This window comes from Methylobacterium sp. HJ2, from assembly GCF_056431005.1.
In genome coordinates this window covers 455,459-478,408 of record NZ_JBWJYM010000003.1, presented here as the reverse complement: position 1 = coordinate 478,408, position 22,950 = coordinate 455,459, and the positions used below count along the sequence as shown (strand labels likewise).

Annotated in this window: 22 protein-coding genes and 1 tRNA gene; 16 read left to right on the top strand and 7 right to left on the bottom strand. The window is 70.7% G+C overall.

The window, feature by feature from the left end; all coding sequences use genetic code 11:
• Positions 1 to 18: 18 nt before the first annotated feature.
• Positions 19 to 231, bottom strand: coding sequence for a glutathione S-transferase (locus ACS5RC_RS10785; RefSeq protein WP_478343843.1), 213 nt, complete (start codon positions 229 to 231; stop codon positions 19 to 21).
• Positions 232 to 521: 290 nt separating this feature from the next.
• Between ACS5RC_RS10785 and ACS5RC_RS10780 the strand changes: the two genes are divergently transcribed.
• The 4 genes from ACS5RC_RS10780 to ACS5RC_RS10765 all read left to right on the top strand — a co-directional run bounded on the left by ACS5RC_RS10780 (position 522) and on the right by ACS5RC_RS10765 (position 4,048).
• Entirely contained in the window at positions 522 to 1,136 is a 615-nt protein-coding gene (locus tag ACS5RC_RS10780) for an ATPase (RefSeq protein ID WP_478343842.1), read from the top strand.
• Between the two features lie 450 nt (positions 1,137 to 1,586).
• The gene (locus ACS5RC_RS10775) at positions 1,587 to 2,609 is read left to right on the top strand and encodes a Rieske 2Fe-2S domain-containing protein (protein WP_478343938.1); all 1,023 of its coding nucleotides are present in this window, start codon (positions 1,587 to 1,589) and stop codon (positions 2,607 to 2,609) included.
• Positions 2,610 to 2,701: 92 nt separating this feature from the next.
• Complete coding sequence (locus ACS5RC_RS10770) at positions 2,702 to 2,938, top strand: DUF6894 family protein (protein ID WP_478343841.1); 237 nt, start codon at positions 2,702 to 2,704, stop codon at positions 2,936 to 2,938.
• A 45-nt stretch (positions 2,939 to 2,983) separates the two neighbouring features.
• A complete protein-coding gene (locus ACS5RC_RS10765; protein ID WP_478343840.1) occupies positions 2,984 to 4,048 on the top strand; it encodes an MBL fold metallo-hydrolase in 1,065 nt (354 codons plus the stop codon).
• 7 nt (positions 4,049 to 4,055) lie between these two features.
• On the opposite strand, the gene topA is transcribed toward ACS5RC_RS10765, so the two are convergent.
• The 4 genes from topA to epmA all read right to left on the bottom strand — a co-directional run bounded on the left by topA (position 4,056) and on the right by epmA (position 10,306).
• Positions 4,056 to 6,767, bottom strand: a complete 2,712-nt coding sequence (gene topA, locus ACS5RC_RS10760) for a type I DNA topoisomerase (RefSeq protein ID WP_478343839.1) — start codon at positions 6,765 to 6,767, stop codon at positions 4,056 to 4,058.
• Positions 6,768 to 7,219: 452 nt separating this feature from the next.
• The gene (locus ACS5RC_RS10755; protein ID WP_478343838.1) at positions 7,220 to 7,843 is read right to left on the bottom strand and encodes a glutathione S-transferase family protein; all 624 of its coding nucleotides are present in this window, start codon (positions 7,841 to 7,843) and stop codon (positions 7,220 to 7,222) included.
• Positions 7,844 to 8,195: 352 nt separating this feature from the next.
• Entirely contained in the window at positions 8,196 to 9,239 is a 1,044-nt protein-coding gene (locus ACS5RC_RS10750) for a lysine-2,3-aminomutase-like protein (protein ID WP_478343837.1), read from the bottom strand.
• Positions 9,236 to 10,306, bottom strand: coding sequence for an EF-P lysine aminoacylase EpmA (epmA, locus tag ACS5RC_RS10745; protein ID WP_478343836.1), 1,071 nt, complete (start codon positions 10,304 to 10,306; stop codon positions 9,236 to 9,238). The genes ACS5RC_RS10750 and epmA overlap by 4 nt, the downstream gene beginning before the upstream one ends.
• Positions 10,307 to 10,432: 126 nt before the next feature.
• Between epmA and efp the strand changes: the two genes are divergently transcribed.
• On the top strand, positions 10,433 to 10,999 hold the full coding sequence (efp, locus tag ACS5RC_RS10740; RefSeq protein WP_478343835.1) for an elongation factor P: 567 nt from the start codon (positions 10,433 to 10,435) through the stop codon (positions 10,997 to 10,999).
• 112 nt (positions 11,000 to 11,111) lie between these two features.
• Here the strand turns inward: efp and ACS5RC_RS10735 are convergent, their stop codons facing one another.
• Positions 11,112 to 12,053: a heparan-alpha-glucosaminide N-acetyltransferase gene (locus ACS5RC_RS10735; RefSeq protein WP_478343834.1), complete on the bottom strand. Its 942-nt coding sequence runs from the start codon at positions 12,051 to 12,053 to the stop codon at positions 11,112 to 11,114.
• A gap of 390 nt (positions 12,054 to 12,443) precedes the next feature.
• Between ACS5RC_RS10735 and ACS5RC_RS10730 the strand changes: the two genes are divergently transcribed.
• From ACS5RC_RS10730 to ACS5RC_RS10720, 3 genes are all read left to right on the top strand, one after another.
• Positions 12,444 to 12,986 carry a cold-shock protein gene (locus tag ACS5RC_RS10730; protein WP_478343937.1) on the top strand — a complete coding sequence of 181 codons (543 nt, stop codon included), beginning with the start codon at positions 12,444 to 12,446 and terminating at the stop codon, positions 12,984 to 12,986.
• A 109-nt stretch (positions 12,987 to 13,095) separates the two neighbouring features.
• Positions 13,096 to 13,599: a DUF192 domain-containing protein gene (locus ACS5RC_RS10725; RefSeq protein ID WP_478343833.1), complete on the top strand. Its 504-nt coding sequence runs from the start codon at positions 13,096 to 13,098 to the stop codon at positions 13,597 to 13,599.
• Positions 13,600 to 13,743: 144 nt separating this feature from the next.
• Positions 13,744 to 14,139, top strand: a complete 396-nt coding sequence (locus ACS5RC_RS10720; protein ID WP_478343832.1) for a hypothetical protein — start codon at positions 13,744 to 13,746, stop codon at positions 14,137 to 14,139.
• 372 nt (positions 14,140 to 14,511) lie between these two features.
• Here the strand turns inward: ACS5RC_RS10720 and ACS5RC_RS10715 are convergent, their stop codons facing one another.
• The gene (locus ACS5RC_RS10715; RefSeq protein ID WP_478343831.1) at positions 14,512 to 15,426 is read right to left on the bottom strand and encodes an outer membrane protein; all 915 of its coding nucleotides are present in this window, start codon (positions 15,424 to 15,426) and stop codon (positions 14,512 to 14,514) included.
• Between the two features lie 336 nt (positions 15,427 to 15,762).
• Here ACS5RC_RS10715 and tuf point away from each other — a divergent pair, with 336 nt between their 5' ends.
• The 8 genes from tuf to rplJ all read left to right on the top strand — a co-directional run bounded on the left by tuf (position 15,763) and on the right by rplJ (position 22,919).
• Positions 15,763 to 16,953, top strand: coding sequence for an elongation factor Tu (gene tuf, locus ACS5RC_RS10710; RefSeq protein WP_478343830.1), 1,191 nt, complete (start codon positions 15,763 to 15,765; stop codon positions 16,951 to 16,953).
• A gap of 496 nt (positions 16,954 to 17,449) precedes the next feature.
• A tRNA-Trp gene (locus ACS5RC_RS10705) sits at positions 17,450 to 17,526 on the top strand.
• A 237-nt stretch (positions 17,527 to 17,763) separates the two neighbouring features.
• Entirely contained in the window at positions 17,764 to 18,060 is a 297-nt protein-coding gene (gene secE, locus ACS5RC_RS10700) for a preprotein translocase subunit SecE (protein WP_478343936.1), read from the top strand.
• A 74-nt stretch (positions 18,061 to 18,134) separates the two neighbouring features.
• Complete coding sequence (gene nusG / locus ACS5RC_RS10695; RefSeq protein ID WP_478343829.1) at positions 18,135 to 18,668, top strand: transcription termination/antitermination protein NusG; 534 nt, start codon at positions 18,135 to 18,137, stop codon at positions 18,666 to 18,668.
• Positions 18,669 to 18,896: 228 nt separating this feature from the next.
• Positions 18,897 to 19,346 (top strand): 50S ribosomal protein L11, encoded by a 450-nt coding sequence (rplK, locus tag ACS5RC_RS10690; RefSeq protein WP_478343828.1) that lies wholly within the window; start codon positions 18,897 to 18,899, stop codon positions 19,344 to 19,346.
• A 10-nt stretch (positions 19,347 to 19,356) separates the two neighbouring features.
• The gene (rplA, locus tag ACS5RC_RS10685) at positions 19,357 to 20,055 is read left to right on the top strand and encodes a 50S ribosomal protein L1 (RefSeq protein ID WP_478343827.1); all 699 of its coding nucleotides are present in this window, start codon (positions 19,357 to 19,359) and stop codon (positions 20,053 to 20,055) included.
• Between the two features lie 170 nt (positions 20,056 to 20,225).
• Entirely contained in the window at positions 20,226 to 21,869 is a 1,644-nt protein-coding gene (locus ACS5RC_RS10680; RefSeq protein WP_478343826.1) for a B12-binding domain-containing radical SAM protein, read from the top strand.
• Positions 21,870 to 22,400: 531 nt separating this feature from the next.
• Positions 22,401 to 22,919, top strand: coding sequence for a 50S ribosomal protein L10 (gene rplJ, locus ACS5RC_RS10675; RefSeq protein WP_478343825.1), 519 nt, complete (start codon positions 22,401 to 22,403; stop codon positions 22,917 to 22,919).
• The last annotated feature ends 31 nt before the right edge of the window (positions 22,920 to 22,950 follow it).

The following is a 22,950-nucleotide window of genomic DNA, read 5'->3' as shown; positions in this document are numbered from 1 at the left end:
GCTGTCAGTTCCGCTCCGTCACTGATGAAGGCCCGCCCGTTCGACGCGGCGCGCCTGGAGGTCGGCCTCGAAGGACTGCACCGCCCGGGCGAACTTGTCCCGGCAATCGGGGTTGCAGAATCCCACGACGGCGCCGTTGTAGAGGGTCAGCGCGTCCGCCGAGATCGGCTTGCCCGACCACGGGCAGGTCTCGTTGATCGCATCCTCGATGTTCAGGCGCTCAGGCGTCATGGCTCGACAATCCAGGGTCCGGGCCATCGCCAACGCCGAGTGCGCCCGAGGGCGCGCACGCGCTGTCGGGCGTTGACCTCCGGCCCCCAGGACCGGTCGGCTTCGGTATCGACGACGAGACGTCGGATGAGGGTGCGGGCGGTACAAGCGGACGCCCCGCGAGTCAAGCCTGGCGCGCGGACGGACCGATCCGAGAAGGGCCGGCAGCGGGACGGTGCGGGTCGCTTAACCTTTACCGATTGTTAAGCATATCGCGGCTTGATGGCGAGGAACCGCACAGGATCCCCGCCATGTCGGAACCCGCCCGCCACATCCCGCAGACCGAGCCCGGCTCGCGCTCGAGCACCGGCCCGCTGCGCGACTGGCTCGCGGCGATGAAGGCTCAGGCGCCGGTCCACGCCGGCGAGACCGAGGCTCGCGCGCCGCGCCCCGAGATGGTCCGCCCCGAGGGGGTTCGCGCCGAGGCGCTCCGTCCGGAGCCGGCCTGGAGCCCCCGCGTCGTCGAGGCCGCGCCGCCGCCGGCCGAGGATGGCGACCTCGCCGAGCTGATGGCCGAGAACCTGATGCTGAAGGCCAAGCTCCAGCTCGAGACCGACCGTTACGAGGCGCTTCAGGGCATGCTCGCCCAGGAGATCCGCGGCCTGCACGGGCACGTGCGAGAGGAGATGGCGATCCTCGAGAGCTTCCGCATCGAGCGTGAGCAGGTCGTGGCCGAGCGCGATGCCCTGCGGGCCGAGCGCGGTCGCCTCGACGCCGAATGCGCAGGCTTGCGCGCGGAGCGCGACCGTGCCGCCGCCGAGCGCGAGACGCTGCGGGCGGAGCGGGACCAGAGCCGCGAGGACGGCGAGCTGTGGCGCGCCCGCGCCGAGGCCCTGGCGCAGCCCCTGTTCCAGGTCCGTCGCTGACCGCAGCGCGGCGCACTCGAACGCGTTCTGTCCGGCCCAGAACGACGAAGGGCCGCCCGAGAGGGCGACCCTTCCATTGCCGAACCGCAGGTTCGGCCGAAACTGTCCCGTAGATCGGGTCTCAGACGCCCTTAGAGGCAGGCGCCGGAGGCGACGGTCCAGGTCCGGAAAGCCGAAGACTGCGGCTGATGACAATGAGACACTGGATCACCTCCTTTCGTTCGTTGCGGGTGAGCCAGAGTTAAGGGGCCGCCGGCGGTTTGTGAAGGGCCGGCCCTGCGTTGTCTCGCCGCTGGTCGCGGAGGCCCGGGAGCCGGGACCCGACCCCCGCCTTTCCCCGCCCGGCCGCAGGGCGTATGACGGCGGCCCGTCCCCGAGGTGCCGCCCGAACCCGTGTCCGTCTCACCGCTCACCGCCGCGCGCCCGGACGACGCCCTCGACCCGGCGGCGATGCGCCAGCCGCTGCCCGACGCGTGGTACTGCCTCGCCCGCTCGCGCGACCTCGCCCGCAACGCCGTGCGCGCCGCCGCCCTCAACGGCGAGCAGATCGTACTCGGGCGCGGTGCGGACGGGGCCGCCTTCGCCCTGCGCGACCGCTGCCCGCACCGGGGCATGGCCCTGTCGAAGGGACCGTTCGACGGCGAGACGCTGATGTGCCCGTTCCATGGCTGGCGCTTCGGCACGGACGGGCGCTGCCGGGCGGTTCCGACTCTCTCGGCCCACGACGCCTCAGATTTCTCGCGGATCGCCGTGCAGCGTTTCCCCGTGCGGGAGAGCGCGGGCTTCGTCTGGGTGAACGCGCATCTCGGCGCCGACAGCGCGGCGCCCGCGCTGCCCGAACTCGATTTCGAGCCGGCGGGCTGCGTGGTGGTGGCGCTGGAGGTCGAGGCCTCGTTCGACCTGACGACGCTGAGTCTCGTCGATCCCGGACACGTCGCCTTCGTGCACGACATGTGGTGGTTCCGGCCGTCGAAGGAACTGCGCGAGAAGGTGAAGACCTTCCAGCCGGTCGAGCACGGCTTCGTGATGTCGAGCCACGCCACCACGACCAGCTCGCCCGTCTACCGCCTGCTCGGCGGCGTGCCCGAGGTCGAGATCGAGTTCCGCCTTCCCGGCGTCCGCCTGGAGCGCATCCGCGCGGGCGCGAAGCGGGTCGCGAACTACACCTTCGCGACGCCGATGACGGGCGACCGGACGATGCTCACCAACGCCCTCTACTGGAGCAGCCCGGCCCTCAACCTGCTGAAGCCCCTGGCCAAACCCTTGATGCGGCAATTCCTCGGGCAGGACCAGCAGGTGCTCCAGCACGCCCAGGCCGGCCTCGACCGCAAGCCCACGATGGTGCTGCTCGGCGACGGCGACCTGCCCTCGCAATGGTATTTCCGCCTGAAGCGCGAGGCCCTGGAATCGGCGCGGGCCGGACGGCCGTTCGTCAATCCGCTGGAGCGGCGCGAGCTGCGCTGGCGCTCGTGAGGCCGCTGGTGCGCGCACCGCGCCCGTCAAGGCTTCGTTAACCATGAAACCGTATCCGTGGCGTCCCCGACCTCCCGCGACGCGACGTGCCGATGCCCCGCTTCTTCATCGACCTGCACGACGGCGCGCAACCGGTCCGCGACGAGGTCGGCTTCGAGCTGCCGGACCTCGCGGCGGCCCGCGGCAAGGTCACCCGGATCATGGCGGCGATCGCCCGGGACATGCTGCCGGACGTCGAGCGCCAGGATTACGTCGCCTGCGTGCGCGACATCGCCGGCAAGGTGGTGTTCCGCGCCCGGATGTCGCTCGTGGCCGAGTGCGTCGAGTAGGCCGACGCGCTTGACGGGGCCCGCCGGCCGGCCATCTCCCGTCTGATGAAACGGCGAAGCCTGCTCACGGTCGCGAGCGCGGCCACGGTGATGACGCTCGGCGGCGTCGGCTACGCCGCGCATCGGCGCGGGAAGAATCCCTATTACGACGGGCCGAAGAGCGATCATTTCGACGGGCTGCGCTTCCACAGCCCGGAGCAGCCCGCCGACAAGCGCCTCCCGGACGTGATCCGCTGGCAGCTCGCCCGCTCGGGCGAGGCCTGGCCGAAATCCTTTCCGAGCCCGTTCCCCGCCGACAAGCCGCCCGAGCGCGTCGCGGGCCTGCGCGTCGTGCTGATCGGGCACGCGAGCTATCTGGTTCAGGTGGCGGGCCGTAACCTCCTGATCGATCCGGTCTTCGCCAAGCGCGCGAGCCCGGTGGGGTTCGCCGGTCCGAAGCGCGTGAATCCGCCGGGCATTGCCTACGCGGACCTGCCCCCGATCGACGCGGTGCTGATCACCCACAACCACTACGACCATCTCGACGGCCCGGCGCTGGCGCGGCTCTGGCAGGACCACCAGCCCCTGGTGATCGCGCCGCTGGGCAACGACGCGATCCTGCGCGGATACGACGAGACCATGCACGTGGAGAGCCGGGACTGGGGCGAGACGGTCGATCTCGGCGCCGGGGTCGCCGTGCACCTCACCCCCGCCAACCACTGGTCGGCCCGGGGCGTCAACGACCGGCGCATGGCGCTGTGGTGCGCCTTCGCGATCACCTCGGGCGCCGGCCTGCACTACCACGTCGGCGATACGGGTCTCGGCGACGGGGCGATCTTCCGGGCGTTGCGCGCGCGCTTCGGGGCGCCCCGCCTCGCGACCCTGCCGATCGGCGCCTACGAACCGCGCTGGTTCATGCAGCCCCAGCACATGAACCCGGCGGACGCCGTGGAGGCCCTGGCGCTGCTCGACGCCGCGCAGGCGCTCGGCCACCATTGGGGCACCTTCCGCCTCACCGACGAGGGCGTCGAGGCGCCGGCCGTGGCCTTGTCGGCGGCCCTCGCCGCGGTGGGCCGGCCGGCCGAGAGCTTCCTGGCGCTGCGGCCCGGGCAGGTCTGGTCGGCCGGGTAGCCTCGGCCTACTCGGCCTTCTTCGTCGCCTTTCGCGCGGGCTTGGCGGCCTCCTTCGCCGCGGCCTTGGTGGGCGCCTTCTTGGCCGCCGGTTTGGCGGCCGCCTTGCGGGGGGACTTGGCGGCGTCGCCCGAGGCGGCGCGGCGTCCGGTGGCGCGCCGCGCCGGCTTGCCGCCGCCTGCCGCGCGCTTGGCGTTGACGAGCGCGATCCCCTCCTCGAGCGTCAGGGCCTCGGCCGCCAGGCTCTTCGGCAGCGTCGCGTTGACCTCGCCGTCGCTGACATAGGGCCCGTACTTGCCGGCCTTGACCACGAGCTCGCGCCCGCTCGCCGCGTCCTTGCCGAGGGGCCGCCCGGGGTCGGCCGCCGGCCGCCCGCGCCCGCCGCCCTGCTCCTTGGCGACAATCAGGTCGATGGCGCGGTTGCCGCCGATCTCGAGTACGTCGTCGTCCTTGCCGAGGTTGGCGTAGGTCTTCCCGTGCTGAACGTAAGGGCCGAAGCGTCCCAGATTGGCCAGGATCGGCTCCCCGGTCTCGGGGTGCTTGGCCACCTCGCGCGGCAGCGAGAGGAGCGCCAGCGCCTTCGCGAGGTCCACCGCCGACGGCGCGAGCCCCTTGGGCAGCGAGGAGCGCTTCGGCTTCTCCGCGCCCTTCTCGGCGGAGGCCTCCCCGAGCTGCAGGAACGGGCCGAAGCGGCCGTCGCGCAGGGTCACGGGCAGGCCGGTGGTCGGATCGTCGCCGAGCACCCGCACGCCGGGCTGGCCGCCCTCGGCCGAGGAGCCATCGCCCTCGCCGTCGACGCCCGCGGCGGAGAGCTGACGGGTATACTTGCACTCGGGGTAATTCGAGCAGCCGACGAAGGCGCCGAACTTGCCGAGCTTCAGCGAGAGCTGGCCGGAGCCGCAGGTGGGGCAGGCGCGCGGGTTCGAGCCGTCCGCCTTCTCGGGGAAGATGTGGGCGCCGAGCAGGCCGTTCAGGGCCTCCAGCACGTCGGTGACGCGCAATTCCTTGGTCGAGCCGATGGCCGCCGAGAAATCGCGCCAGAAGTCGCGCAGCACCGCCCGCCAGTCGATCTCGGCGTTCGAGACCCGATCGAGCTGGCCCTCGAGGTCGGCAGTGAAATCGTACTCGACGTAGCGCTTGAAGAAGCTCTCGAGGAAGCCGGTGACGAGGCGGCCCTTGTCCTCGGGCACGAGGCGCTTCTTCTCGATCCGCACGTATTCGCGGTCGCGCAGGGTCTGGAGCACGGCGGCATAGGTCGAGGGCCGGCCGATACCGAGCTCCTCCATGCGCTTGACCAGACTCGCCTCCGAGTAGCGCGGCGGCGGCTCGGTGAAGTGCTGGGTCGCGGCGATGCGCTCGCGGGTGAGGGGGTCGCCCGCCTTCATCGGCGGCAAGCGCTTGCCCTCCTCGTCCTCGTCGTCGTCCTTGCCCTCCTGGTAGAGGGTGAGGAAGCCGTCGAACTTCACCACCTGCCCGGTGGCGCGCAGATCGATCTGGCGGGGGCCGACCTTGGCGGCGACGTCGATCGTGGTGCGCTCCAGCTCGGCCGATTCCATCTGGCTCGCGACCGTCCGGGTCCAGATCAGCTCGTAGAGCCGGGCCTGCTCGGAATCGAGGTGCCGGGCCACCGCCTTGGGCAGCCGGCTCATCTCGGTCGGGCGCACGGCCTCGTGGGCCTCCTGCGCGTTCTTGGCCTTCACCTGGTAGCGGCGCGGCACGTCCGGCACGTAGCGGTCGCCGAATTCCTTGCCGATGACGCGGCGGGCATCCGCGATGGCCTCGGGCGCCATGTCGACGCCGTCGGTCCGCATGTAGGTGATCAGGCCCACCGTCTCGCCGCCGATGTCGACGCCCTCGTAGAGCCGCTGGGCGACGCGCATGGTCTGGGCCGGGGCCATGCCGAGCTTGCGCGAAGCCTCCTGCTGCAGGGTCGAGGTGGTGAAGGGCGGCTGCGGATGGCGCTTGGCGGGCTTGGCCTCGACCGCGGCGACCCTGAAGGTCGCCAGTTCGAGGTCGCGCTTGAACGCCGCGGCCTCCTCGCCGGTGCCGACGTCGAGGCGCTGGATGCGCTTGCCGTCGGCGCCCACCAGCCGGGCCTCGAACACGCCGCCGGCCTCTGTGGCGAGCGTCGCCACCAGCGACCAGTACTCGCGGGGCCGGAACATCTCGATCTCGACCTCGCGCTCGGTCACGAGGCGCAGGGCGACCGACTGCACGCGGCCGGCCGAGCGGGCGCCCGGCAGCTTGCGCCACAGCACCGGCGAGAGGTTGAAGCCGACGAGGTAGTCGAGAGCGCGGCGCGCGAGATAGGCGTCGACCAGCGCCTGATCGATCTCGCGCGGCTTCTTCATCGCCGCCTCGACGGAGGCCTTGGTGATCGCGTTGAAGGTGACGCGCTCGACCGGGACGCCCTTGAGCGCCTTGCGGGCGGTCAAGGCCTCCAGCACGTGCCAGGAGATCGCCTCGCCCTCGCGGTCGGGGTCGGTCGCGAGGATCAGCTTCTCGGCTCCCTTGACCGCCTTGGCGATCTCCGAGACCCGCTTCGAGCCGCGATCCTCCAATTCCCAGATCATCTGGAAATCGGCCTCCGGATCCACCGAGCCGTCCTTGGCGGGCAGGTCGCGGATGTGGCCGAACGAGGCGATGACCTCGTAGTCGCGACCGAGGTACTTGTTGATCGTCTTGGCCTTGGCCGGCGACTCGACGACGACGACTTTCATGAACGGGTCAGCCTCTCGACGGCGTCCACCGCGGCGGTTCGGATCAGACGGCGGGAACGGATTGCGCAGCTGGGCTGCCCATAGAACCGGGGCCCGGCGCGCGGCGAGAAGTGGGTCAGCGGGTCGGCGTTGTCAAATCGCGTGCCAGGACCACGATCTCATCCGACCGCCTCGTCCCGGACGGCGATGCGGGCCGGGACGCCCCCTGGGGCGAGGACGACGCGCGTTCCCGTCCGGCCCGGCAACCCGTCGGCCGGCAATGCGACGGCAGCGTCGCGCGCGCGCCGGTACGGAGGGTTCAGCGCGCCGGTCACCGCGCTGATCTGGCTGTCGCGCGCGCCCGACGGCGTCGAGGGCCGCGCCGAGGCGCATGCCCAGGTGCGGACGGTGGGCTCGATCGAGCGCCGCCGCCGAAACCGGCCGGGCCGTTGGCCCGACCGGCGGGACGGAGTTCAGCCCTTGCGCGCGGCCATGGCCGTGACGAAGGACGGGCGCGCCAGGATCCGGTCGACGTAGGCCGCGAGCTTCGGCCAGCGCGCGGCGTCGACCTTCGCGTCCGCGAGGTGGAAGTTGTAGAAGCCGGTGGCGATCGCGATGTCGGCGATCGAGAAGGCGTCCCCGACCAGGAACTCGCCCGCGATCGCGCCTTCGAGATAGTCGAACAGCGGCGGCAGATCCGTGTCGAGCGACTTGGCGACCGCCGCCTCGTCGCAGGGCTTGCCCATCATGTTGGGCTTCAGCACGCGCTCGCGGAACGCCACGACGAGCGGGCCGAACAGCTCGGTGTCGCCGAACTTGTCGAACCAGACCGCGCGGCCGAGCGCCTTCGCGTCCGCCGGCATCAGCGCCGGGGCGGGGTGCTTGCGCTCGATGTACCAGAGGATCGCGGACGAATCGGCGAGCTTGAAGCCGTCGTCGTCGATCGCCGGGATCTTGCCGAGGGGGCTCGCCGCCTGGAACGCCGCATCGGGCGCGTGGAACATGCAGGGCACGTGCTCGTAGGACGCCTCCTTCTCGGCGAGCGCCACGAGGATCTTGCGGACGTAGGGCGAATAGCCGGTGCCGTAGACGATCATGCTGGTTCTAGACCCGTTCGGGTTGCGGAGACGCGCCTCCTAGCACGGATCCGGAGGAACCTTCTCCTCGCCCCGCCTCATGCGGCCATTCGACCGAGCGCCCGGAACTTCGCGGTACGGGCGTGGGCTGGACCGCGCGGCCCCCTGCGCGGTTTCCGCGATCCCGCCGTCACGCGGGGATGTCCGTGAAGGCGCCGTGCTGGCGCGGCAAGGGCGACATCCGCTGCGCTGCAGGCGCGGGATGACGCCGTTGGCAGGGACTTTCAGCTTTTCGCTCGGGCGGACCGCTCAATCCTATGACGACGCCCCATCAGAGCCGCAGCCTGAACCCCAGGCACCGGATCCCCGAACCTCACGCCTCGGGCGGGTAGGGGTGCTCCTCACCATCGGGATCGGTCACCCGCAGGCCCTCCTCCGTCTCGCTGAGGTAGCCCGGCCCCACCGGCACCTTGCCGTGCCCGCCCGGGATGTCGAGGACGTAGAGCGGCTGGGCGAGGCCCGAGAGGCGTCCGCGCAGACTCCGCATCAGCGCCTGCCCCTCGGACAGGTCGGTGCGCAGGTGCCGGGTGCCGGGGGCGAGGTCGCCGTGATGGAGGTAGTAGGGCTTGATGCGGTGCTCGACGAAGGCCCGCATCAGGGCCTCCAGGCTGGCGGGGTCGTCGTTCACGCCCCGCAGCAGCACCGACTGGCTCACCATCGGGATGCCCGCATCGACGAGGCGGGCCACGGCCTCCGCCGCGGCGGGGGTGAACTCGCGGGCGTGGTTGGCGTGGAGCGCCACGAACACCGCCCGGCCGAACCGCTTCAGCGCGGCCACGAGCGGCCCGGTGACGAGCGCCGGGCTGACGACCGGGACGCGGGTGTGGACTCGGAGCACGCGGACATGCGCGATCGCCCCGAGCCGGGCCGCGATGGTGCCGAGCCGCCGCGGCGAGAGGGCGAAGGGATCGCCTCCGGTCAGGACGACCTCCCAGATCGCCGGGCGCGCCGCGATGTAGGCGAGGGCGGCGTCGAGCTCGGCCTCGGTGAGGGTGCCGAGCCCGTCCGGGCCGACGACCTCGCGCCGGAAGCAGAACCGGCAATAGACCGGACAGACGTGGAGCGGCTTCAGCAGCACCCGGTCGGGATAGCGGTGGACGATCCCGGGCAGCGGCGCGTGCGCCCCGTCGCCGATGGGGTCGGCACGCTCCTCGGGCGCGGTGACGATCTCCTCGGCGCGGGGCACGAACTGGCGCGCCACCGGGTCGTCCGGATCGCCCGGATCGATCAGCTCGGCCATGTCGGAGGTCAGCGAGACGGCGTAGCGCTCGGTCACGGCGGCCAGCGCCGGCACCGCCTCGGGCGCGACGAGGCCCGCCTCCGCGAGATCGGCGAGGCTGCGCAGGGCGCGGCTCACCGGTCCGCCACCGGAGTCCAGAGCACGTCCTCGATCGCGCGGGCGCCGACGGCCAGCATCACCAGCCGGTCGAGCCCGAGCGCGCAGCCCGAGGCCTCCGGCATCCGCGCCAGCGCGGCGAGAAATTCCGCGTCGATCGGGTAGGTCTCACCGTAGACGCGCAGCTTCTCGGCCATCTCCCCCTCGAAGCGGCGGCGCTGCTCGGCCGCGTCCGTCAGCTCGCCGAAGGCGTTCGCCAGCTCGACGCCGCAGGCATAGAGCTCGAAGCGCTCGGCGACGCGCGGATCCGCCTTGCTCGGGCGGGCGAGCGCCGCCTCGCTCACGGGATAGCCGTACAGCAGGGTCGGGCGCCCGATCCCCAGGCCCGACTCGATCCGCGCCACCAGGACGCGGCTGAACAGATCGGCCCAGGTGTCGTCGGGCGCGACCCGGAGCCCGGTCGCGGCGACGGCGGCGGCGAGGGCGTCGCGGTCGGTCGATCCGTCCGGCGCCACGGTGGCGAGGAGGTCGATCCCGGCGTCGCGCCGGAAGGCCTCGGCGACGCTCAGGCGCTCCGGCTCGGCGAAGGGATCCGCTTCCCGGCCGCGCCAGACGAGGCGCCGCGTGCCCGCCGTCTCGGCCGCGAGGCGCATCAGGTCGGCGCAATCGTGCATCAGCACCGTGTAGGGCTCGGCGGCGCGGTACCATTCGAGCATGGTGAACTCGGGATGGTGCAGCGGCCCGCGCTCGCGGTTGCGGAACACCCGGGCGAGGCTGAACAGGCGCGGCTCGCCCGCCGCGAGCAGCTTCTTGCAGGCGAATTCCGGCGAGGTGTGCAGGTAGAGCGGCGCGCGTGCGCCGTCCGGCCCGATCGCCTCGGTGGCGAAGGCCGAGAGATGCGCCTCGTTGCCGGGGGAGACCTGGAGGCAGGCGGCCTCGACCTCGACGAAGTCCCGGCCCGTGAAATGGGCCCGCACGGCCGCGGTGATGCGGTTGCGCAGCATCAGGGCGGGCCGCCGGTCGGCATGGCGGTCGGGCGCCCACCAGGGGGACGGTACGGGCAGGGCGCTGTCTCGGGTATCTGTCACGGATTCAACCGGCGGCTGGCAACACGGCCGCGGATAGGATAGTGGCGGGACCAGCCGTGGCTCCCGCGGGGCTCGTCCGCGCTTGGCGCGCGCGTCCCGCCATGTCAAATCCAGGACCAGAACCCCGTGAAGGTCATCGCCTCAACGCTCCGCAAGGGCAACGTCGTCGACAAGGACGGCAAGCTCTACGTGATCCTGACCGCCGAGAACATCCATCCCGGCAAGGGCACGCCCGTGACGCAGCTCGACATGCGCCGCATCACCGACGGCGTGAAGGTGTCGGAGCGCTACCGCACCACCGAGCAGGTCGAGCGGGCCTTCGTGGAGGATCGCGAGCACACCTTCCTCTACCAGGACGGCGAGGGGTTCCACTTCATGAACCCCGAGAATTACGAGCAGGTCGCGGTGCCGGCGGACGTGGTGGGCGATGCCGCCCCCTACCTGCAGGAGGGCATGGCGGTGATGATCTCCGCCCATAACGGCGTGCCGCTGACGATCGAGCTGCCCCAGCGCGTCACCCTCGAGATCGCCGAGACCGAGCCGGTGATGAAGGGCCAGACCGCCTCCTCGTCCTACAAGCCGGCCGTGCTCTCGAACGGCGTCCGCACCACCGTGCCGCCGCACATCACCGCCGGCACCCGGGTCGTGGTGATGACCGCCGACGGCTCCTACGTCGAGCGCGCCAAGGACTGAGCGACCGCCGGGGGCACCGCCCCTCGCGCGACACGCCCCGTACCCTGCGAAACGTCCCGCGACCTCCTGGGGCCGGGGCGTTCTCGTTCCGGGCCGCGCTTCCCGGCCGCCCTCACGGCGCCGCGCGGGTGCCCTCCGCCGCCTCGTAGCAGGCCTGGGACAGCCCCTGCGCCCGGATTCTCTGATCGGGGCTGAAGCCGCCCTCGCCGCGCCACAGGCCCTCGCGGCGCAGGGCCTCCGCCGTGCAGCGCGCGGCGATCCGGCAGGCCTCCGCGCCGCCGCCCGTGCGCCGGCAATTCGCCGCGTAGTCGGCCCGGAAGCCGGCGAGTCCGGCCTGCGGATGCGGTCCGGTCAGCGCCGCGACGCCCCCGAGCAGCGCCAGCAGAAGAGGCTGGTGCACGAGATAGATGGCAAGGCTGTGCCGTCCCGCGAGGGTCGCCCACCGGCCGAGCCGCCCCGCGGGCCGCCAGGCGCCGGCCCGCGAGCGCGCGAGGCGCGGCAGCCCGAGCCGGCCGAGGACGATCCCCGCCAGCACGAGGCCGAACCAGGGAAACAGCGGGACGAAGTCGTTCGTGCGCGGCAGCCCCGCGCCGAGCCCGAGGAAATAGAGCGCCGGGGCATCGAGGATGGGCGCCCGCACCAGATGCGGCGCGGCGAGCACGAGCGCGGCCCCCGCGGCCGTGACGGCGACCGGCGCAAACAGGAACGGCAGGCCGAGCAGGCTCGCCACGGCGATGCAGTGCAGGATCCCGAAGAAGATGTAGCTGTCCGGGAACGCGAACCCGGTCGCCAACGTGATCGCGAGGGCGGCGAGCCCGATCCGAAACACCCGGAGCAGCGTCGGGCGCCAGCGCAGACCGCCCCCGTTCATCAGCACCAGGCCGACGCCGACGAGGAGCAGGAAGCTCCCGGCGATCAGGTGCGCCGCCGCGCGGCCCGGCGGCGTGAGGGCGAGATTCTCGGGCGTCAGCGCCAGGAAGCCGAGGTCCCAGGTGGCGTGGTAGGCGGCCATCGCCACGAGCGCGGCAGCCCGGGCCGCGTCGATGACGGGCATGCGTCGGAATGCGGCCGGCCCCGGCGGTGCGGAGGCGGGCGGCACGACGGGCTGGGCGGGTCCGGGCATGGCGCGCCATACCAAGCCCCAGCGCAGGAGCAAGCCTTTCCCGGATCGCCGCGCGCATCCCGCGTCTCTCGCAAACGTGACCGACTGCGATTCAGCGCCGCGGAGGGGAGGGCGCCGCGCTGTTGCACGCATGCCGTTCCGGGCGTGATTGCATCGGAACCGGGCCGGCTGCCGGCCAAATGGGCTTCCGCGGAATCAGGACTTCGTTAATCTTGTTCCCGAACCGCGCGGTGCGATTCGGTGTGGGTTGCTTACGGCATGTCGGACGATTTCGGATTCGGGTCGGGGGGCCCACGGCCGGCAGACGACGTGAGCGGGGCGCTGCAGCGCGAGACGCCCGATCAGCCGCTCGATCTCATCGAGATCGCCGGCCGCATCAAGTGGTTCGACGTCGCCAAGGGCTTCGGCTTCATCGTGCCCGACGACGGCTCGGCCGATGTCCTGCTCCACATCACCTGCCTGCGCAGGGATGGCCACCAGACCGCCAACGAGGGCGCGCGGATCGTCGTGGAGGCCGTGCGGCGCGCGCGCGGCTGGCAGGCCTTCCGGGTGCTGTCGCTCGATGCGGCGACCGCCCTGCACCCGTCCGAACTGCCGCTGCCCCGCACCCATGTCAGCGTCACGCCGACGAGCGGCTTGGAACAGGCCGTGGTGAAATGGTTCAACCGCCTGCGCGGCTTCGGCTTCCTGAGCCGCGGCGACGGCACCCCCGATATCTTCGTCCACATGGAGACGCTGCGGCGCTACGGGATCGCCGAACTCAAGCCGGGCGAGACGGTGCTGGTGCGCTACGGCGACGGCTCGAAGGGCGCGATGGCCGCCGAGGTCCGGCTGGTGGACGGGGCGCTGCCAGCCTCGCATTGAGCCCGACGTCACGGCGGGCTCTGGACGCGGCGCCTCGCCGCCCTCAGTTCGGGACCGGGGCCGGATCCGGCCTCGTCGTCATCGCGCTCCTCCGAGCGCCCTCAAGGGAATGCGTCACGTGTCGCGTCTGATGCGGGCCCTCGCGCCCCTCTGCCTCTCCCTCGCCGTCCTCGGCCCGTGCGGCGGTGCCGGCCTCGGCGTATCCCCGGCCGCCGCGCAGGAGACCGCCCGAACGGAGCCGCTCACCATCGCGGGTCCGTCCGGGCAGCACCGGTTCGACGTCGAGGTGATGACCAACGACGCGGATCGCTCCCGCGGCCTGATGTACCGGCGCAGCATGGCGCCGAGCCACGGCATGCTGTTCCGCTTCGACCGGGTCGAGCCCGTCGCGATGTGGATGAAGAACACCTACCTGCCCCTCGACATGCTGTTCATCCGGGCGGACGGCACGGTCAGCCGCATCGCCGCCGATACCGAGCCGCTCTCGACGGCGGTGATCGTCTCGGGCGAGCCCGTTCTCGCGGTGCTCGAACTGAACGCCGGCACCGCGGCGCGGCTCGGCATCAAGCCGGGCGACCGGATCGAGCACGCCCTGTTCCGCACCAAGTCCTGAGTTCGGGTCAGTCGTCGGATCCTCGAACGCATCGGGAACGAAATGCTTGACGCCCGTTTCGAAGCGGGCCAGTGTTCCTTGAATGTTCCAAGCCGGCCGGCGCAGCGCTCCGCGTGCCCGGACCGGTGGGAGGCGAGGAATCCCATGATCGACGGCTGCGCGACCCTTCCGTTCCGCAACGACGATTGGTGCCTGTCGGATGACGGTCTCGAGCATGCGGGCACCGGCTACTTCATTGCTCGCGAGCAGATCGGGGCGCGCCGGGCCGAGGGGCTGTGGGACTGGCCGCTGCAGATGGCCGAGAAGCGCTGGTGCCGCCCCAGCCTGTTCCGTGAGGCCTTCCTGGCAGCCCTCGACCGCTTCGGCCTCGAGCGCGACCCGGATCTCGGCCGCTCCTTCGCCCTGGGCTTCGGGATCCGTGCCGGTCAGCGCGGCGCCGACACCTTCGTGGCTCTGGCCGACCTGATCCGACCGAGCGCGCCCCAGCCCGCCCGTCAGGAGGCGCCGGCGCGCCCCGCCCGCGTCGCCGTCCGGGCCTGAGCGTCGACTGCCGATGGCGGCCTGACCGATCGCCCGGGCCGGCATCCGCATCGGGTCCAGCCGACGGATGTCGACCCACAGGCCCATCCTGAAATGCCGCGTCGGGGCATCGAGGCCAAGCCCCCGATCCCGGACCACGCAGTCGTGGCCTGCGCCTCGCTGCGTCTCCTCGAAACGAGGTCCTCGGCGCGAGGCCGTGGCTGACGTCGCGACGCGACGGCACCAGCGCCCAGAGGCCGTGCCCCGGTCCTGAGCGCGAGGCCGTCTCGACCGGTCGAATCGGCAGGCTCAAAACGACGAAACGGGCGGGCGCCTCGCGGCACCCGCCCGTTCCGATCAGTCGTGTCCGGGCGGCGGTGCCGCCCGGTGCGGTCAGAAGCCGCCGAACTTGTAGTTCAGGCCGGCGCGGATCAGCTGGCCCTCGGTCGAGAAGCGCGAGGTGTAGGAGCCGTTGGCGGTAGCCACGTACTGGCCGCCGGTGGCCGGGTTGATGCTGCTGACCAGCACGTTCTGGGTGCCCAGATCGTAGCGGATGTACTCCGCCTTCAGCGTCACGGCGTCGGACTTGATGCCGAGGTACTTGCCGATGCTGAAGTAGTTCAGGAAGCTGTCGGTCGGGATCGCGTACTCGATGCCGCCGCCGTAGGCGAAGCCGGTCCGCAGCGAGTCGGAGCGGCCCGAATAGGCGAGCGGGAAGCCGGCCGCCGCGTTGTTGCTGTAGAAGTTCACGTCGTTGAACACGTTGCCGTAGGCGAAGCCGCCGGTCCCGTAGACCATGAACCGGTCGAAGGCGTAGCCGACGCGGCCGGTGACGAGGCCGATCCAGTCGAGGCTCTGGCGGTAGACGGAGACGTCGGCGAGCGGGCTGACATAGGCCCGGCCGCGGGTCAGGTCGGTCCAGGTCCAGGAGGCCTCGACGCCGACGACGAAGCCCGAGCCCGGGGTGAACTGGTAGTTGTAGCCGGCGCCGCCGCCGATCTTGCCGATCTTATCGGTCTCGGTGCTGAAGGCCGGCGGCCGACGCAGGGTGGCGACGTTGTTCACGGTGTTGGTGAAGTTCGGGGCGAGCAGCGGCCCGGCGCCGGCGCCGTTGTTGCCGATCGTGCGGATCGCGCCGTTCTCGGTGATGCCGTAGGAGGTGTGGGTGCCGGCGTAGAAACCGGTCCAGGTGAAGACCGGAACGGGGGTGAACACCGGCGGGGGGGCCCGGCGCGGCAGATCGGCGGCCGAGGCGGCGCCGCCGACGAAGGCGGTCGCGGCGGTTGCGAGAAGCAATTTCTTAATCATGGGGAGCCTGCGGCATGCGAGATTTCTGTAACCATGGCTATACCGAGGGTCGAAGCTTCACTATGCCCGCCGTGCCACAGTGATGCCCGAAAGTGACCGCGGCCCATGCCTGGACGATGCGCTGCCTCGCTGCGCCACCGTCTCGCGGCCCAGTCAGGAGCGCTCCGAAGGGGGTCAGTCGCGGCGGCCCTTGATCAAAGGACGGCTTCCCTCTAAGCGGTCCGCGCTTTTCGCCCGGCCTCGTGCTCGCGCGGGCGGCGACGGCCGGTGCATCGGAGCGCAGGTCCCCTCAGGCGGCGCGATGGCGCCGCGGCCCTTTCGTAGGATTCCAGAGCGATGGCCAAGGAAAAATTCACGCGTTCGAAGCCGCACTGCAACATTGGCACGATTGGCCACGTTGATCACGGCAAGACGTCGCTGACGGCGGCGATCACGAAGGTGCTGGCGGAGACGGGCGGGGCGACGTTCACGGCCTACGACCAGATCGACAAGGCGCCGGAGGAGAAGGCGCGCGGGATCACGATCTCGACGGCGCACGTGGAGTACGAGACCACGAACCGGCACTACGCGCACGTCGACTGCCCCGGCCACGCCGACTACGTGAAGAACATGATCACGGGCGCGGCGCAGATGGACGGGGCCATCCTGGTGGTCTCGGCCGCCGACGGCCCGATGCCGCAGACGCGCGAGCACATCCTGCTGGCCCGTCAGGTCGGCGTGCCGGCGCTGGTGGTATTCCTCAACAAGGTCGATCTGGTGGACGACGCCGAGCTGCTCGAGCTCGTCGAGATGGAGGTGCGCGAGCTTCTCTCGAAGTACGACTTCCCGGGCGACGACATCCCGATCACCAAGGGCTCGGCCAAGGTGGCGCTCGACAACGGCGACAAGGCGGTCGGGCACGACGCGGTGCTGGCGCTGATGAAGACGGTGGACGAGTACATCCCGCAGCCGGAGCGTCCGATCGACATGCCGTTCCTGATGCCGATCGAGGACGTGTTCTCGATCTCGGGCCGCGGCACGGTGGTGACGGGTCGCGTCGAGCGCGGCATCGTCAAGGTGGGCGAGACGGTGGAGATCGTCGGCATCCGGGCGACGAGCTCGACGACGGTGACGGGCGTGGAGATGTTCCGCAAGCTGCTCGACCAGGGTCAGGCGGGCGACAACGTCGGCGTGCTGCTGCGCGGGACCAAGCGCGAAGACGTGGAGCGGGGCCAGGTGGTGTGCAAGCCGGGCTCGGTGAAGCCCCACACCAAGTTCAAGGCCGAGGCCTACATCCTGACCAAGGAGGAGGGCGGGCGCCACACGCCGTTCTTCACCAACTACCGGCCGCAATTCTACTTCCGCACCACGGACGTGACGGGCGTGTGCACGCTGCCCGAGGGCACCGAGATGGTGATGCCGGGCGACAACGTGACCATGGACGTCACCCTGATCGTCCCGGTGGCCATGGAAGAGAAGCTGCGCTTCGCCATCCGCGAGGGCGGTCGTACCGTCGGCGCCGGCGTCGTCGCCGCCATCAACGAGTAGGACGGGGCAGGGCTCCGGCAGCGTCCGCGGGGCGCTGCCGGCCAGTTCCGTCACCGGACGTCCGGCGCGCCCGTCGAGCCGCAAGCGGCAGGGCGCGCCGGCGGAACCAGGATCTCGCCGCGACAGGCGGACGACGACAGATTCGGGCCGGCCTTCGTCTTGGCGGGGAGCCGGCCCTGCTGTGTCTGGGTTCCACCGCGCATCCGGTGGAAGCTCCTCGCCCACCGCAGACCCGGTTCGGCGCCTCGCGCGGATACCGCTCGTCGGCCGCAGCGCGTTGGCGAGCCATCGCCGCCGGCCTCGGCGCAGATTCGCCGAGTGAGGAGCGATGCCGCGCCCTGGCGGCCTCCGCCTGACCCCAGCGGGGCGGCCCGATCACGGGCACCGAGCGAGACGCCGTCCATGCACTCGGCGCGGACAGAGCGGCCCGATCCGAGGTCTCGCTCATCAGGCCCCTTGCATGCGCGCCCGCGATCGGGCAAGGAGCGACGCGCCTAGGAGTGTAGCTCAACTGGTCAGAGCGCCGGTCTCCAAAACCGGAGGTTGCGGGTTCAAGTCCCTCCACTCCTGCCATCGCATTCCCGATCGTCCCGGCTCCGCCGCACGCCTCTCCCCGCCCGTCGACACGGCATGCCTGTCGACAAGGCTCCGGACTTGCGCTAGAGCGGGCCCACTCCGAGATCCTTGATGGCCGTCGGTGCGCGCGGGGCGGTAGCCCTCTGCACCCGATGGCCCGTTCCCGGAGGCGGTGTCCGGGAAGGCTCGATCACCGTCGTCACGACAACCGAAGTCCTGCAAATTCCTGGCGCCATGGCATCGAACGAAGCGACGAAGAAGGTGGACCTGGCTCGCGGCACGCCGCGCGGCTCCGCGGCGCCGACGCCGCCGCGTCAGGTCCCGCCGCCGCGGCCGGCCCAGAAGCGCGTCGGCCCCGTGGAGTTCCTGAACCAGGTGCGCGACGAGGGCCGCAAGGTCACGTGGCCGACCCGGCGCGAGACCACGGTCACCACCATCATGGTGTTCGTCATGGTGGTCCTGGCGAGCGTGTTCTTCACCGCGGTGGATCAGGCGCTGCGCTACGTCGTCGGGCTGATCCTCGGCCTGTAAGAGAGTTGCGGGTCGCGCGGGCGTCCCGGTGGGGTGCGTCGCATCCCCAGTCTGGTCCGGAGTTGAACTGAACCGTGTCGAAGCGCTGGTACATCGTCCACGCCTACTCGAACTTCGAGAACAAGGTCGCCCAGTCCATCAAGGATCAGGCGGCCCAGCGCGGGCTGACCGATCTCTTCGACGAGGTGATGGTCCCGACCGAGAAGGTCACCGAAGTGCGCCGCGGCCGCAAGGTCGATGCCGAGCGCAAGTTCTTCCCCGGCTACGTTCTGGTGAAGTGCGACCTCACCGACGAGGTCTACCACCTGATCAAGAACACCCCGAAGGTCACGGGCTTCCTCGGCGCCGACAAGTCGAAGCCGGTGCCGATCCCGGACGCGGAGGCCGAGCGCATCAAGGGGCAGGTCGCCGAGGGCGTCGATCGTCCGAAGCCGTCGATCTCGTTCGAGGTCGGCGAGACCGTCCGGGTCGCCGACGGCCCCTTCGCCAGCTTCAACGGCACCGTCGAGGAAGTCGACGAGAGCCGCTCGCGCCTCAAGGTCGCGGTCTCGATCTTCGGCCGCGCCACGCCGGTGGAGCTCGAATACGCTCAGGTCGAGAAGGCCTGACCCGTCCCAATCCGTGACCGGCCGAACCTGGCCGGTCCGCCGCTTCCGGCGTCGCATCCGCGCGGCGCCGAGAGACGCCGCTACCGGACCCGTCCGGCCGCGGCACCACTTGCGGGAGGCCCGCCCGGTCCGCCACCGGGAGCCACGGGCCGCACCGCGACCTGCAACCGCCCGTCCGTCCGAGCCTAGGCAGCTCAGGTCGGCGCGCATTCATTTGGGAGCAGTCCCATGGCGAAGAAGATCACGGGCTACGTGAAGCTTCAGGTCCCGGCCGGCGCCGCCAACCCGTCGCCGCCGATCGGTCCCGCGCTCGGTCAGCGCGGCCTCAACATCATGGAATTCTGCAAGGCCTTCAACGCGAAGACCGCGCAGATGGACAAGGGCACCCCGATCCCGGTGATCATCACCGCGTATCAGGATCGCTCCTTCACCTTCGAGATGAAGCAGCCCCCGGTCACCTTCTTCCTGAAGAAGGCCGCGGGTCTGAAGATCGGCAAGAAGCCCGCCTCCGGCTCCAAGACCCCGGGCAAGGGCCCGACGGTCGGCAAGGTCACCGAGGCGCAGCTCCGCGAGATCGCCGAGAAGAAGATGCCCGACCTGAACTGCGACTCGGTCGATTCGGCCGTCGCGATGATCCGTGGCTCCGCGCGAGCCATGGGCCTCGAAGTCGTGGCCTGAGGAGGCGAGCATGGCAAAAGAAGGTAAGCGCATCCGCGCGGCCCGCGAGGGCATCGACCCGACCAAGCTCTACGGGGTCGCCGAGGCGATCGCGATGGTGAAGGCGAAGGCCAACGCCAAGTTCGACGAGACCGTCGAGATCTCGATGAACCTCGGCGTCGACCCCCGTCACGCCGACCAGATGGTCCGCGGCGTCTGCAACCTGCCGAACGGCTCGGGCCGCACGGTCCGCGTGGCGGTCTTCGCCCGCGGCGCCAAGGCGGACGACGCCCGCGCGGCCGGTGCCGACATCGTCGGCGCCGAGGATCTCCTCGAGATCGTCCAGGGCGGCAAGATCGAGTTCGATCGCTGCATCGCCACCCCGGACATGATGCCGCTCGTCGGCCGCCTCGGTAAGGTGCTGGGCCCGCGCGGCCTGATGCCGAACCCGAAGGTCGGTACCGTCACCATGGACGTGAAGTCCGCGGTCGCGGGCGCCAAGGGCGGCTCGGTGGAGTTCCGCGTCGAGAAGGCTGGCATCGTCCATGCCGGCATCGGCAAGGTCTCGTTCGACGAGCAGAAGCTCGTGGAGAACATCAAGGCCTTCGCCGACGCCGTCGCCAAGGCGAAGCCCGCCGGCGCCAAGGGCACCTACATCCAGCGCATCGCCGTCACCTCGACGATGGGCCCGGGCGTGAAGGTCGAGCCCTCGACGGTCCTGACCGCCTGATCCGGCGCACGGCGCCGCGACCACGGGAACGCCCGGCCCTTCGGCCGGGCGTTCTGCGTTCCGGGCACCGCGCCGGCGTCGCGGACGCGGGCCGGATTTCAGGCCCACCTCACGGCAATCTTAACATCGAAGGGGACGCCATCGCCTGCGGCTGTGCTATCTAGGCGCTCATGCGATGCACCCTCACGGTCTCCTCCAAGCGACGCATCCTCTGCGTCTTCCCCGCCTATACGCCGTCCTTCGGCACCTTCTCCCACGCCTACCCACTCATGGGGGGGGTCAAGGCCTTCATGCCGCCCCAGGGGCTGCTCCTGATCGCGGCCTACATGCCGGACGCCTGGGAGTGCCGCTTCGTCGACGAGAACATCAAGCGCGCCACCGCCCGAGACTTCGCCTGGGCCGACGCGGTGTTCGTCTCCGGCATGCATATCCAGGAAGGGCAGATCCACGAGATCCGCGAGCGGGCGCACGCGGCCGGCAAGGTCGCGGTGCTCGGCGGCCCCTCCGTCTCCGGCGCGCCCGAGAAATATCCGGATTTCGACTACCTGCATCTCGGTGAGATCGGCGACGCGACCGACAGGCTCGTGGCACTCCTCGACGGGAGCGTCGAGCGTCCCTCCGCGCAGGTGCGGCTCGAGACCGGCGAGCGTCTGCCGCTCTCGGATTTCCCGGCCCCGGCCTACGAGGCCGCACCGCTGAAGCGCTACCTGATCGGCTCGCTGCAATTCTCGTCCGGCTGTCCCTATCGCTGCGAGTTCTGCGACATCCCGCAGCTCTACGGGCGCCAGCCCCGGCTCAAGAGTCCCGAGCAGATGTGCGCCGAGCTCGACGCGATCATCAGCCAGCCCGGCCATCCGGCGGTGGTCTATTTCGTCGACGACAACTTCATCGGCAATCGCAAGGCCACGCGGGACATGCTGCCCCATCTCGTGGCGTGGCAGAAGCGGAACGACTACCCGCTGCAATTCGCCTGCGAGGCGACGCTGAACATGGCCAAGCAGCCCGAGATCCTCGAGCTGATGCGGCAGGCGAACTTCATGACCGTGTTCGTCGGGATCGAGACGCCCGAGGCCGAGGCGCTGAAGGGCATCGACAAGACCCACAACGCCGCTGTGCCGATGTACGAGGCGATCGAGACGCTGAACGCCTACGGGCTCGAGGTGACCTCCGGCATCATCCTCGGCCTCGATTCGGATTCGGACCAGTCCGAGCAGAACCTGATCGACTTCATCGATCGCTCGGCGATCCCGGTTCTGACGATCAACCTGCTTCAGGCCCTGCCCAAGACGCCGCTCTGGGACCGGCTGGAGCGCGAGGGCCGCCTCGTCCACGACGCCGCGCTCGAATCGAACGTCCTGTTCAAGCGCCCGCACGACACGGTGGTGAGTTCCTGGCGCCGGGCGATCGCCCACGCCTACGATCCGGAGAAGATCTTCGAGCGCTTCAAGCACCAGTGCGACGTCACCTATCCGCACCGGATCAAGACGCCGACCAAGGGCAAGTTGACCTTCACGAACCTGCGGCGCGGCCTAATTCTCGGCTTCAACATCATCACGCGGGTCGGGCTCGCCTCGGATTACCGCGGGCCGTTCTGGCGGGCGGCGGGCCACGCCCTCCGGCGCGGGCAGATCGAGGCGGTGTTCAACATGGGCTTCGTCGCGCACCACCTGATCCGCTTCACCCGCGAGGCCCTGCGCGGCGAGCACAACGCCTCGTTCTACGCCGCCAAGGCGGCCGAGACGGCGGCGGCGCGCGAGCGCAGCTGGTGGGAGAACGCCCGCAAGCGCTTCGTGCCGGAGCGCGAGGCGGCCTGAAGAGGATCGGACCGGTGTCGGCGCGGCCCGTGCCGGCGAAAGCCCTTGCCTGCGGCGGAAAAGTCGTGCGCCGCCTCTTGGCAGGCGGCTTGCTAGCCTCTATACACCGCCTCCACGCAATCACATGATCCCATGGAACGGGGCCGTACGGCTGCGTTCCGAACACGATCCGCCCGGGCGACCGGGTGGTTATGGCCGGAAGGCGACGAGGGGCGGCAGCGCCCTGCGGAGCCGTGTCCGGCCATGTCCTGTCCGAGACTGCAGGTGCCGGCTCGCCGGCTTAATCCCCCAGCCTGCACAGACGGGGAAGACCGAATTTCATGACCCTCGCCACGGCCTCACCGGCCGCGGAGGGGCATCGGTTTGAACCATCTCACCCGGGACGCGGCCCGCAAGGGACAGTCCGGGGACAGGGCCGCGAAGCGTCGCACGAGGACGTTCCGGTCTTTCTTTCGAAGGCCGAGTCCGTTCCCGGCGGCATGTGCAACCGGCGGACCCGAACCCGGGTTCCGCCAACCGGAGAGAGCCCCAGTGGACCGGACAGCAAAAGCTGATCTCGTCTCGACGCTCAACGGCGTGTTCGACAAGAGCGCCGTCGTCGTCGTGGCCCACTACAAGGGCCTCACGGTCGCCGACATGCAGAAGCTGCGGACGCAGATGAAGCAGGCCGGCGCCACCGTGAAGGTCGCCAAGAACAGCCTTGCCAGCATCGCTCTCGATGGCACGGACGTCGCCTCCATCAAGCCCCTCCTCAAGGGTCCGACCCTGCTCGCCTATTCGGGCGATCCGGTCGCGGCCGCCAAGGTGGCGGTGGATTTCGCCAAGGCCAACGACAAGCTCGTGATCCTCGGCGGCGCCATGGGGAAGACTGCCCTGAACCCGGACGGCGTGAAGGCCCTCGCCTCGCTCCCGTCCCTCGACGAACTGCGCGGCAAGATCGTGGGCCTCATCCAGGCGCCCGCGACGAAGATCGCCCAGGTCGTCAATGCGCCGGCGGCCAAGCTCGCCCGCGTGTTCGGGGCCTATGCCACCAAGGACGAAGCGGCCTGAGGCCGTTCACCCCTTCAAAACCTATCCGTTC